At 31.1% G+C, this 13,105-nt stretch carries 9 protein-coding genes; 6 read left to right on the top strand and 3 right to left on the bottom strand.

What is annotated here, in order from left to right; genetic code table 11:
• Positions 1–14: 14 nt before the first annotated feature.
• Both CAP47_RS10135 and CAP47_RS10130 read right to left on the bottom strand, forming a co-directional pair.
• The gene (locus CAP47_RS10135) at positions 15–1,049 is read right to left on the bottom strand and encodes a DUF481 domain-containing protein (RefSeq protein WP_202820552.1); all 1,035 of its coding nucleotides are present in this window, start codon (positions 1,047–1,049) and stop codon (positions 15–17) included.
• Positions 1,050–1,198: 149 nt separating this feature from the next.
• Entirely contained in the window at positions 1,199–1,750 is a 552-nt protein-coding gene (locus CAP47_RS10130) for a hypothetical protein (protein ID WP_100776496.1), read from the bottom strand.
• A gap of 616 nt (positions 1,751–2,366) precedes the next feature.
• Between CAP47_RS10130 and CAP47_RS10125 the strand changes: the two genes are divergently transcribed.
• Entirely contained in the window at positions 2,367–3,575 is a 1,209-nt protein-coding gene (locus tag CAP47_RS10125) for a site-specific integrase (protein WP_100776495.1), read from the top strand.
• A gap of 19 nt (positions 3,576–3,594) precedes the next feature.
• Here the strand turns inward: CAP47_RS10125 and CAP47_RS10120 are convergent, their stop codons facing one another.
• Positions 3,595–5,277 (bottom strand): hypothetical protein, encoded by a 1,683-nt coding sequence (locus CAP47_RS10120; RefSeq protein ID WP_100776494.1) that lies wholly within the window; start codon positions 5,275–5,277, stop codon positions 3,595–3,597.
• 152 nt (positions 5,278–5,429) lie between these two features.
• Here CAP47_RS10120 and CAP47_RS10115 point away from each other — a divergent pair, with 152 nt between their 5' ends.
• The 5 genes from CAP47_RS10115 to CAP47_RS10090 all read left to right on the top strand — a co-directional run bounded on the left by CAP47_RS10115 (position 5,430) and on the right by CAP47_RS10090 (position 13,104).
• The gene (locus CAP47_RS10115; RefSeq protein WP_100776493.1) at positions 5,430–9,464 is read left to right on the top strand and encodes a hypothetical protein; all 4,035 of its coding nucleotides are present in this window, start codon (positions 5,430–5,432) and stop codon (positions 9,462–9,464) included.
• A 518-nt stretch (positions 9,465–9,982) separates the two neighbouring features.
• Positions 9,983–10,468, top strand: a complete 486-nt coding sequence (locus CAP47_RS10110; protein ID WP_100776492.1) for an asparaginase domain-containing protein — start codon at positions 9,983–9,985, stop codon at positions 10,466–10,468.
• A gap of 8 nt (positions 10,469–10,476) precedes the next feature.
• Positions 10,477–11,394: a helix-turn-helix domain-containing protein gene (locus CAP47_RS10105; RefSeq protein WP_100776491.1), complete on the top strand. Its 918-nt coding sequence runs from the start codon at positions 10,477–10,479 to the stop codon at positions 11,392–11,394.
• Between the two features lie 348 nt (positions 11,395–11,742).
• Complete coding sequence (locus tag CAP47_RS10100) at positions 11,743–12,495, top strand: RteC domain-containing protein (protein WP_238141029.1); 753 nt, start codon at positions 11,743–11,745, stop codon at positions 12,493–12,495.
• 324 nt (positions 12,496–12,819) lie between these two features.
• Positions 12,820–13,104 carry a helix-turn-helix domain-containing protein gene (locus tag CAP47_RS10090; RefSeq protein WP_100776488.1) on the top strand — a complete coding sequence of 95 codons (285 nt, stop codon included), beginning with the start codon at positions 12,820–12,822 and terminating at the stop codon, positions 13,102–13,104.
• Position 13,105: the final 1 nt, after the last annotated feature.

Here is a 13,105-nt window from a genome sequence, read left to right as displayed (position 1 = left end):
CTAAGAATTCAATATTAAAAATCCCAGCCAAAAGTTGTTTGAAAAACGTAGTCTGTTTTGCTTGCAGTTTCAACAGGTTTGTTGTCATAATTGAGCGTGATACCAAAATTGACGAAGAAATCTAAAGGCAGGTCATATTTAACATCGAGTTTATAATCAAAACGCCAACGCTCAGATTCTGTTAAACTGGGATAAACTGTAGCTGTTGTCATAAGGCTTAAATCACCGATATCATAAAGATCAAGACCGGTTCCTAAAAAAGCTTCAGCACTATTTTTTTCTTTTTTAATCCCCTCAACCTCAAAGTTTTCATTGTTATATGACGCTCCAACTTGCATTGCCCAATATGAACTATTGGTTTGAATTAAAAACTTACCAATACCTAGCTTTCCAAGTGTTCGCAAGTTGATATTTTGCTCAGTATTTGAAAGCCATGAGACCTCGGTATGTGTAAACCAGTTTTTTTTGAGATAAAACTGATAAGCTAAAGAAGCATCAAGACGTTTAACAGATTCAGCATTATCTTGACTTGATCGAATATCATTATAATTTGCATTAAGTGACCAACGTTTAGCGCGATAGCCAATCGTGCTTCTGACACTAAATTGAGAAAGGTTGTCTGCTTTTGTAAAATTATAACCAACCCCTAAACTCACTTTTATATTACTTAAAAAGTCAGTTTTTACGACGTTTAAAAAAACAACATTATTTTTTAGAACAGAAGCTAAAGTGTCTTCAGCATTTAAAATGTGAACTTTGTCACCATCAAAACTTTTAAGAGAACCATTGAAGCGTTCGCCTGATTTGATTGTAATTAAAAATTCACTTTGTGTATGAATCGTCTTCACCTCTTCCCAATCAATTTTAAAGTCACTATCACTGTAATCAGTTTCTATGGCAGCTACACCTTGCTTCATTGATTTCAGCTCGCCCACAATCACATCATTATTTGACAGTACCAAAGAATCATTTTGTGAAAATGAAAATTGTGACAGAAATAAAGTGATAAATAAAATTAGGACTTTAGGTTTGATCAAAAATTGAAGCATGATTGTGTTTTAATTTGATCGGCAAAACTAAGTAAACATTGATAACATTATTTAAAATTAAAGGTTAATATTAACTCTAAATTGAGCAAAATTTGAACAAAAAAACCCCGTGTTCTCACACAGGATTTCATTAATTATATTTTTTTGAATTATAATGAAGGGTCTAGCTTAGCATCAAACTTCATTCTTAATTTTAAATCTAAATTATAAGCGTCCTCAACACTTTTAAGTTTGATGACCAACTTCATATTTTCGGATTTTGCATAATCATCTACATATAAATCATCAGTTGTTTCTAGATCCAAAATACTTACTCCAGAAGGAATATTCTCTAAAGTTGCAACTTCTTTGTAAGGCAATTCATCAGTTCTAACACCTAAAGTCACTGACTCTATAAAATCAAAATTTTCTTGATCATCAGCACTTAAAAGTTCTATAGACATGTCTTCAAGCTCTACTTCTTTAACTTGATCTAAAGCTTCGTCACTACCCAATTCATCATCAATTAATTGGCGTAAATTTAAATTTTGCTCAATAGGAATTTCAAATAAATTGATTGGTAGATAGTCAATTGATAAATCAGCATTTGCAGGAATATCAGTGATTTTGGTTAATCGATCAATCACATCGTCATCACTACTACAAGAACTCACTAAAACTGTCAATAAAATAAACGGTAGAAATAATAAACTTTTTTTCATGATAATATATTTAGGTTTACACAAATCAACAAAAGTCTATTGATTATTTTCTGAAATGCGAGTTAAAATATAAATAGCAAACTACAATCAATCAGATTTCACATAAGAATCGTATGCTTTTTCGTGTACTCTTATTAAAATCAAGAAAAAATAAAATATATAGAAACGTATTACTTATGATCAGTCTTGTTATAAGCTTAACTCAAATATAAAAATAGAGGCTTTGCTATTAACGGGAATTAGACTAGAAGCGTCGAGGAAGCCAGGAAATCTTTTAAATAAAAAAAAGGCCTCACATTTTTGTGAAGCCTTGTCTATTCTAGTAGCGGGAACTGCCCCGAAGCGTCAGGGAAACCAAAAACTCTTCTAAATAAAAAAAGCTCCACATTTCTGTGAAGCCTTGTTTTTGCTAGTAGCGGGAACTGGACTCGAACCAGTGACCTTCGGGTTATGAGTATTTTACCATACTAAACTAATCAAGCTTAATAACACTGAAAATCAATGAATTAGTTAATACTTCATAATGATTATAGTCAAATAATATCAATTAAAAGCATAAAATGTTGTACCTATGTTGTACCTATTTTTATTATCTTCATAATCTAAAGCAATTATTATGGCAACAGTTAGAGCAGTACTCCGCAAGAAAAAGAATCCAGAAGGTTGTTATCCGATAGCTATCAGGATCACCAAAGACAGAAAAAGTTCTTATTTGGGAACTGGTCAAAATATTAAAGAAAAGTACTGGGATAAGAAAAATAGATGTGTTCGAAAATCGCATCCCAATGCCAACATCATTAATAACTTTATACTTACTAAAATTGCTGAGGCAAATAAAAAAGTTTTAGAGGCTGAAAACAATGCTGACTATCAAACCGTCGATGCGATCAAGAAAAAAATTAGGCAAAATAAAAATATTAATTTCTTTGCCGTAGCAGATGTGCATCTTGATAACCTAAAAAACAGGGAAAAGTATCATCAATACGATACTGAACTAGGTCGTCTTAAAAAGTTTAAGAGTTTTCTTAGAAAAAGTGAGTTATCGTTTAATGAGCTTAATGTTCCACTACTCAAAAAGTTCGAGACTTTCTTGCTTCACGATAAAAAACTTTCGCCGAGAACGGTAGTGAACTATCTGATTCTAATACGAACTATTTACAACCTTGCTGTATCTGAATCTTTTGTTGACCGGGGCAGATATCCATTTGGAAAAGGGAAAATTCAGATAAGAATCCCTGAATCACAAAAGATTGGACTGAACCGCAAAGAAATTCAGAAATTAGAGAATGTCAAAGACTTAACCGACGCTCAACAAAATGCAGTTCACGTATGGCTTATTAGTTTTTATTTCGCTGGTATAAGGGTAGGCGATGTTTTAAAATTAAAGTGGTCTGATTTTAATGATGGCAGATTAGTTTACCGTATGAACAAAAACAGTAAATTGGTTACACTTAAAATTCCCGACAAGGCAAGTGCGATACTTAATAGGTATCGAAGTGAATATAGTCTTGATAACGATTTAATTTTTCATTACCTTAAAGAAATCGATTTAGACGATTCGCAGAAGGTCTCTATAAGAACACAGACGATAACACGAAACCTAAACAGACACTTGAAGAAAGTTGCTACAAAACTAGACATAACCAAAAAAATGAGTATGCACATTGCTAGACATAGTTTTGGTAATATCTCTGGGGATAAAATCCCCATTCAAATGCTTCAAAAGCTTTACCGTCACTCTTCAATCACTACAACTATAAATTATCAAGCAAACTTTATACACAAAGATGCTGATGATGCTTTGGATAGTGTGGTTAATTTTTGATCATCTTTTATTTTAATAATTATTCTGGTAGCACATCTCTAAATTTATCTACAAGCAAATCCATTGGAAATTTATACTCATCCATCCTAAAACTTATTGGCGATAATTGCTTAAACATACCTTTACTTGCTTGTATTTTTGCCTCTTCAATATTTGGGTTGTTTATAACCACACGGGTTTTCATTGCCTTATGGTGTCGGTCTAGCAAATCCCTAAAATTTCTATCCTTAGCTTTAAGATGTGGTGCTAAAAAAATAAAAGTATCAATATCAATAAACGTAAGTGGTTTAATTAAGTTCGGTTTGTATTTGTCCCCTAGCCGTTCTTGCACCAATTCATTATACCTATTATTCAAAAGATAATTCATTCCTGGAATCTCAAAAATCCTATCACTAACTAAAAGTATTGGATAAATTGATAAGTTGTTTTTACTATTTACATAATCATCATAGGGAAACTGCTTATTCACTATCTGTTCAATGGAATTGATTAATTGGCCAATACCGACGTGACGGTCGCCATCGTGTATAAATTTTTTGTCTAGTAATTTTTTAATCTTCTCAATATCTGATGAGCTTTTAATGTCTGCTCTCACGAGTACATCCTTATTTTCAAATAGGTAAATTTTATTGTTATGGCGAACGTAGTAGTCTGGTTCATTATCTTTTGTTGCAGCTTCTTGACGCTTTACCAAATACTTCCAATGAAATATGTCATCGAGAACTTTCTTCATTACAACTTCTTCTGAAAACTCTGTGTTGTAGAATGCAAAAAACGACGTATCTTTTTTCTTCAACCCGTGATGCTCAATAAAAGCATCCTTCAATATGAACCTAACACTTTTAAAAAATTTATCTAATAAATAAAAGTAATCTACTATTGAGAATTGCGTATCATTTATTTTATAGAGCGGAAATTTTTTGAGATTGGTAAAATCATCCGAAACATCTATTTCAGCATTTGTAAGCGTGTTTAAGAAATTGATATGGTCGTCTCTTTCTGGTGTTAAAATATAACTATCAAGATGTTTCTTTCGCAATAACGTAGCTACTAAAAGCTTCACTTGGTATTTCAGGTCCTCCAGATTGTCTTGCCCAAATTCTTCAGCTAGAGCTATGCCCAAGAATTTATTGTCATCTTCAAAGACAAATTCCAGTAAAAATTCAAACTTAACAACCGTGGCGTAAAGTAGTTTAGCGAACTCTAAGTCATTATCTTCAAAAAGGCCTGTATCTGCTGATGAAAACGACATTGCAATGAACATCTCAGCCATACGGTCTATATTATCTAGAGCATCGCCAAAATTTTGCTTTTCATTTGCCTGAAGATTTATCAACAAGTAGGCTTTAAACAAATTCATTTCATCCTTATCCACACCCTCATTGTCATTGTCTTCTAATAAAGTTGTCCTGTTAGCAAGAATTATCTCGCTAAGCATTAGACTACTCTCGCGTGAAATAAGAACAGGTCTTTCAGGAATTTGATTTGCTCTGCCATATTCAGCTACCCTTTTATTTATATCGTTTTGAGTTTCTGAGTTACTAAAAACTCTATCATAATTTGGTTGGTTTTTAGTAGTACTAAAACCAATAATTTTTAAGAGTGTTTCTCGTGAAATATTTGATAGATATTCAAGTATTTCTTGAGGTTCTTCTTCTGGAAAAACATTTGCAAATTCAAGTCTTTGTACTGCTCTAATCATATTGAAAATTCATTAAAATGATAATGTAATAAAATTTATCAACTGAATTGAAATTTTCATCAGTTTTTGAAAAATCTATTTAAAGTCAAATAATAGCCCTATTTATTTATGCTAACTTTATATTCTCAAAAATCTAAGCCTTAATATCATAAATGAATTTTAAAATAGAACAAAACTTAAAAAAGTTAGAGCAACTATCAAAACACTATAAAAAGCAGCCATATTTTCATAAAAATCAAATTGCTGAAGATGCTGATAAACTTTGGAATGCATCGCTATTTTTTGCGAATTTACTTTTAAAAAGCAATTATTCTGAACCTGAAATTTCTGAAACAGAACTAAACAAGTTTGCAAAAGCCTACGAAAAACATAATAAAGAGTCTGTTGATTTAAAAGCATTGTTTTCAAAGTTTTGGTTGCGTAATATCTTCGGAAGCATCTATATTCCGAGTGTTGTAAGAAAGACTGCAAGTGATTATGAAGATAAAAATGAAAAGTATAATGAGCTACTTTTTATAAGGTATCTCACAGAAAATTTAAAGATTACCAAAACACCTTCCAATGAACTTGATGAGTATATAAAAATTTATCAATCTACACATAATGTTATTTTAGATAGCGAATGGCTCTATGAAGCCAAATACTTTAAAGAGACAAAAGAAGATGCTGTATTTAAAATTAATGGCGTTGACTACTATAAAAAACTGCTAGATAATTGGACGGTTTTCAAGTTTATTAATGAACTTAGGAAACACAAAGACAAACATTACAAAAAGAAGGTACTTGTCAAGAAAGTAGATTTTGATAATATTCTAATTCAACACAAATCGATCTATCCCAAAGTACCTGAAACCGATGAGCTAATTGAGAACGAAGTAATTACACAATCATTTAACGGGTATATTCTATCTCTACGTTCAGCAAATCCAAATTACCTCTTTGATTTGGCTGACAGAATTAAAGCCATCATTTGGCAAAAACTACTAGATGACAATAATTTTAAAAACGATGAGCAACGAATTTTAAATTTCCTATCGTATTCCAAATTTGATGAACATAGACACGATATTGTTCCCCACCTTTCTGCGGAAGCTAAAAAAAGATTTCAAGAAACCGCTTTAGAAATGGTGCTCAAAGAGCCAGACCTAAATATTCTTAATCAAGAATTTGATAAAGTTTTATTAGAAGATGACATTACTTCTCGAAGTTATTGGAATAATAATATTGAACAGCCAGAAAATAGCTTAAAGCAGACAGATGACGTTTATGACCTTTATAAACAGATGATTAAGGTTTCTGACAATTTCAATGGAAATCTATTTTTTAAACAACGAAGCCGAACAGACTTATCTTATCTAGTGGATGAATTACTCAATTTGGATGCTAAATATTCAAATAACAACGACTCACAAAATTTCAATTATCCACATTACCCAATTACAAAACAGCTATTATTTGAAGGTCTTCAGAAACCATACCTACTTTGGAAATCTGCCTATTTTTTGAGAAATAGAGGTCTTACTCGATTGCCTTTTTTACTTATTGAGGAAAAATTTGCAACATTATCATTTAGATTGCTTGACAATGCTTCAATTGAAGTCTTGCCTGATGAAACTGTATCGCAAGTAAGAACGAAAATGCTGAAAATCGCAATTCAGCTTGTTTTCGACCAAATCAATTCTTCTCATAGTCATGATAAAGACAAGTTTACGAACATTGTTTTCCAATTATTCAAGGAAATTAATAGAGATAAATTTCAATTAGTAAGAAACTCACGAACTATCGAAATTTATGACCAGACCATCGCCGATAAAAAAGAAAGGGAAAACATTTTATTACAGACCGTCGAGGATTATACGCAGGATGTAAACAGTTTTTCAAATAGAACTAAGCCAGCAATAATATCGAAACATCTACTATTACTTTTAGAGCACGTCCATACATATCTTCCTGTCAGAGAATTATCAAACGGCAGTTGGCATTTACCATTACAAAAACTAGATTATCTAAGTTGGCTGTCTGAGGTTGTGGTAAAATGCCAATTGAAAAATGAAAAAATCGATAGCAATATTGAACAAAAAATAGCAAAATTATTTTTAGACATTTATCTTTCTGCCATTGAGAAAACTTCGATTACAAAAACGGATTATCCAAGTTTAGAATCAAAAGATACGATACCTTCTTGGTATTTAGACAATGAACATTTGGACAATATTAATTGGATTTATCCACTTATAGTGTTGAACAGAAACAATCTATTTTCAAAATTTATTAATCCCACTATAACATTTAATTCAGACGAAAATATATACGACGATTTCAACCAATATTCAGCAAGACGTCTGCGCTCACATTTGTTTATATTGTTATCTACACAAAGTTTCATAAATAATAGAAGTTCAAATCTTTTCAGGCTACAAAAAGAAACTACGAACATTAAGAATAAACTAGAAGCGTCAATAGTTGAAATTCTAAGAGAAAATGCTGTTCAGCACAATAAAAATAGGATTGATATTCTTGATGAGTTTTTTGAAAGAAGTTATAAAAGCTCAAACAAAAGTGAATTAATACTGCAAATAGCCAATAGCATTAACTGGTTTTCCGATAAAAAAGAGATAATAAATGTCCTTACTAAAACCAGCGATTTAACAAGGCTTCTTATAATAGTAGATTGGATTACAGCTGAAGGACTAAAAAAGGAACTAATTAAAAAAATAAAGAAATCAAAAATCACAGAATTTATAAAATCAAGAAGATGGAATCCAGAAATTGAATTAATAATAAGAAAACTTACGTACCATCCTAAACTGGTTGAACAAACCAAAGAAGCTCTTGATTATTGGAAAAAGAACGCAACAGCCCATAGTAAAAAAGACCTAGAAAAGGTAAGCTATCTTGTAGCATTAATGTTAGCTTACAACAATAAGGATGAAAATGCTCTCGACGCTACCAAAATCCCAGAACATAAATCTTACAAAGTACATAAGGAATTTGATGTAGATAGTTATAAACAATTCTTTAGAGCCTTAATTCGTTTTGAAACGAATGCTAAATCCGCGTATCAAATTTTTGATAATCTGCACCATCAGTTTCCCAAGCATTCCACTATCGCTTTAAATCGTTTTGCAGCAAAAGTAAACTGGGCATCAAAAAGTAAGGATAATACGCTTTTTGAAGAAGCGTTGGACGAGTGGAAAACTATGGAAATGAGCCTGCCAGAATCTTATGTAGAACCTATAAAGGATAAAATTTGGACCAACCAACTTACAGCATATTATCATCTGGAAAATAAACACGAATTCGATAAACTTTACCTTTCCATTCCTTTTCCATATAATATGAAGGAAGATATTGTGGAATTAAGAATAGGTATACTGCTAAAATTTCAACTGCGAGAAGAAGCTAAAAAAGTATTATTTCGCGCAACTGAGTACCATAAAGATTCCGATGCAAAAATTCCAAAATTTGTTAGAAAACTTAAAACGAAACTAGATGATAAAACGGATATAAAGTTTTTACAAAACAATTTCAATGAAATATTTGCAGCTGCACCAAGAACCCTTATCCAAATATTTCCAGATAGATTAAATGCAGAAAATAGTTTAGGAAATTTTATTACTAAAGAAGTTGCACTTGCCAGCAGTAAAATGTTGGATAAAATTAATGCGATTAGAGAGGTTGGGCACGAAGATAAATATAATGATCTTATACAATTAGCGTTAGAGGCTAGGATGGCACAATGGGGATGGCTAATTCAAGGTCAAGATAGAGGCGGTTTTTCAGAAAATAAAGACAAGTACAATCCAGGGGAAAGAGATATAATGATCTGTGATGGTAATGGCGAACCATTAATCGTTTGCGAAGCATTTATTTGGTCGGATAAGCGTAAGGCTGAAAGTCACATCAAAAAGATTTTTAATTATTATCATAAACGTAAAAACTTCATAATGTTAATTTATGATAAGAGACAGCACAAGAATTTTGATTCTAGTTGGAAAAAGTACAAAGAAAATGTCTTACCAAATTTATCCTATCAATCAGGTTTCGGTTTAAAAAAATCGAAATGGAAAGAACTTACAAAAAGGTTTGACTATCAATCATCGGCCATTAAAGTCGGTTCTTCCAACCACGGAAAAGGAAAAAAAATTTTCCACATAATGGTAAATCTAAATTATAGGGTAAAATAGAATAAAGGCAATCAAAAATCAGGTTAAAAGTCAAAATGTTAATCCTTTTGCGCTGGTTTTTCATCAAAACCATCCAAAATTTATTATAATTGTGTAGCGAATTCAAATGAGGAAAAACCTTTTAACGATCGATTATAATTTCTGGCTTCGTAAGAAGCCTTTTTTTTTGGACTGAATTCTGGTATAAAACACCCAAATATCAATGATTGAAATTTTAAAAAACCATTGTAATGCAGAAAACGGATTACTTTTGTTCGACCCACCTATTATTAATTATATAATAAGCTTATAAGTTAAGTTCTCGCTTTAGGTGTTTTTCTCAAGAGTTTGATAAGATGCAACATTTCATATAAAAATTATACAGGCAATACATCATTGTATTTGTCTATAAACACATTGGGAATTTATTCTCACTCAAACAGAAGCTTATTAGCGATAACTGCTTAATCATACTTTTCTCATTTTTATCAATCTTATTTAATTATCTTTATAAGAGCAATCTTTAATGACATGTGAATATGATATACATTCTCACAACAGGCGGTACTATCGAAGGATTGGATAATACTGATAATAAAAGTGCAAAATCATCTTGCACAATTATTCAGGACTTCATAAGAAGTCCAAATGTTGAGTTTGCTTATACCATTGAAAGTGTTTTCAAAAAAGACAGTCGCGATATTACCGATAAGGATAGAGAGTTGTTAGCACGAAAGATCAAAAAATCTAATGCAGATAAATTTTTGATTACGCACGGTACTTTCACAATGGAAAACACAGCAAAATATTTGGGAAGGCTTAATTTAAATGTAACTATTGTTTTGGTTGGATCATTTATATTAGGCTCATCCTCTAATACAGATGCACCTTTTAATTTAGGATATGCAATTAGCTCATTACAATTTCTGAAACCCGATGTTTATATTACAATGAATGGACAAATTTTTCATTGGAACAATGTTTTCAAAAATTTAGAAACCAACAAATTTGAACACAGTGAATAATTTTAAAAATGTTTGGCACATCAATACATTGGACGACTTTTTTCTATCTATTAATAGATACATTCATTGTATTGCTTACGCTATACTTTTCTCGAAAGAAAACTCAAAGCAGTCTTAAACGTTTTCTATATTTAGGGTTGTTATTCATTATCTACAATGCAACAGGTGGTTTTTTACCTACTGATAGTTTTCCTGGTCCAATTATATTCCAATATATCATTACGTATGGAGTCGCAATAGCCTTATGCATTTTTATAGTTTACTATCTTTATAAAGAATACGATATTGTTGTTTTAAAGTTCAACTCATCCATTAAAAACCTTAGCATACTAGCGAGCTCTAGTTTTGTTATTCTATTTTTAGTTCCATATTTTCTAACAAATTCTCTCAAATCAGCACGATTCCTATTCACTATACCTGTATCTATTTTTGCATTTGCTTTTCTTTTTGTTTTTTATCGTCGTATTTCAAATCCAAGTAATCCAAACGCTCTTATACTAAGACGAAACAAGCTATCATTGATTAGTATGACAAGCATTACTTTGTTACCAATTTGCACAGTCATAGGTGATTATCAATGGTTAACTTTTACGGTAATGAACTCAGCTTTCTTTGCTATAACCATTATTGAAGTAGATAGATATATTTACTTTATCAAAAACAGTACTCGGATGTATGAAGTTTTTGCTCTGAAAGAAAAACAAAAAGACCAATTGATAGAACGTCAAATATTTTATAAAGATTTGACCAGAAGGGAAATTGAAATCGCTTTGTCAATCCTTAGTGATTTGAGTTATCGAAATATTTCAAAAGATTTGTTCATTGCTGAAAGTACTGTATCAAAACACGCTTCGAATATCTTCAAAAAAACAGGCGTGAAAAATAGAACTGAATTTCTAAAACAGTTTCGAAGAAAAAACAAGTAAATATTATTTCATTCAAAAAGTATATATTTAGGCTATTTTACTGTTAATCCGTAGAAAAATACGGATTATTCCGTAAACATATACGGCTGATTTCACCTCCTACAATTATCAAGTAAAGTTACTTTAACGAGAGTTCCTCAAAATAGACTAATAAGCTATAAGTCTTATGATTTTAGAAGTCATTTAATTTATTTTACAGAACTGCGATATTCCCTAATCAACTAAATTTCAAATCTATGGCACACAACTTAAAAGTATCTGATTATGAATTCGCAAAAATTATCAAAAAAACTACTCAAAGACCTAGACAAAATAAAAAATCAGAGTAACAATATTTTAGAATGCGCTTTGCACTCTATAAAAGCATGTCAAAAACTATTAAGCATCTACAAAAAAGAAATCCTCTCTAAAAAATTTCAAACTATACAAGATGAAATTAAATTCTTCAAAGAGACCAAACAGATTCCATTAACAGAACTTATTTATTATTCTGAAATATATTCTTTTGAAATTCAGCTCCCAAGAAGCGACAAAGACTCTCAACTAGAATCCATCAAAAGGAAAATCAATAAGATAAATCGGTTTTTTCTTTACAATATGGATTTTGTACGATATGTCAACTCAGGAGCAACTCATTTTGATAAAGAATATTATACTCGAGATTATCCAGATACATTTCACATAACTACCTCGAAATTTTACTTTCAGGATCCAGAATTTTGCACACCAAGAGATATGCTTTTAGGTAAAAACAAAGCCTTCGATTCTCTATTAATCTATTTCGATCAAAAAAAGTTTAGAATTACAAATGGCCTAAATGATAAATTAAACAGCTTTAAACCAATTGAAAAAATACACTGGCCATTTTCTAATACAGATTATGTAGAAATGCTTTACGCTCTCTGCTCCAAAGGTTTGGGCAAACAAGATAATCAGGGCATAAAGCAAATTTCTCGAAAATTAGAGCAATTGTTTGATATTGAACCAAAAGATGTTTATAAAACTTATCACGAAATCAAGAACAGAAAAAATAGCAGAACTCTTTTCCTCGATGAACTCTCCAAATCACTTCTGATCGAAATGAATAAAAGTGATGAATAAATCCTGAACCATTTTATTTAATTTTTCATATTTAAGATGCTTAAAAAGACCGTAGTAAGGTTGACCTACGGAAACTAACTTGCGTTTCCTTTTTTTCATAAATTTCAGTGTGATTTGATACTTTGTTTCTAAAGAAGCAGATTCAAAACTCATTAAAACACACCAGATTTTAAAACGTTAAATTTTAACCGTAGTACGGTAGTGATGGGGAATAAAACACAGTAATTCTATTCAAATTTGTAGAACGAAAGTTAAACCAAGTCAAGGACTATCAACTTAAAAGTTTAACCTTTTGATAGTCCTTTTCTTTAAAACCACATTATTATGCCAACAAGTATTATTACCACAGACGATCTTCGGGATTTCAAAATGGAATTGCTCGACGACATTAAAAACCTGTTAGCCAAACAAGCTTCAGGTAAAATTAAAAAATACCTCAAGTCTTCAGAGGTTATGGACTTATTGCAAGTAAGTCCAGGGACACTTCAAAATTTAAGAATTAATGGTACGCTTCCTTACACAAAAGTAGGTGGTATTATTTATTATGATGTTGAAGAAATTCAAAATGTGATGGATGCCAACCGTGTAAAACACGGATTAAAATCTTAGG

The sequence above is a fragment of the Psychroflexus sp. S27 genome, assembly GCF_002810405.1.
Classification (GTDB): Bacteria; Bacteroidota; Bacteroidia; order Flavobacteriales; family Flavobacteriaceae; genus Psychroflexus; species Psychroflexus halocasei_A.
Note: the sequence above shows the minus strand (reverse complement) of the source record. Positions and strands in the feature narration are given on the sequence as shown.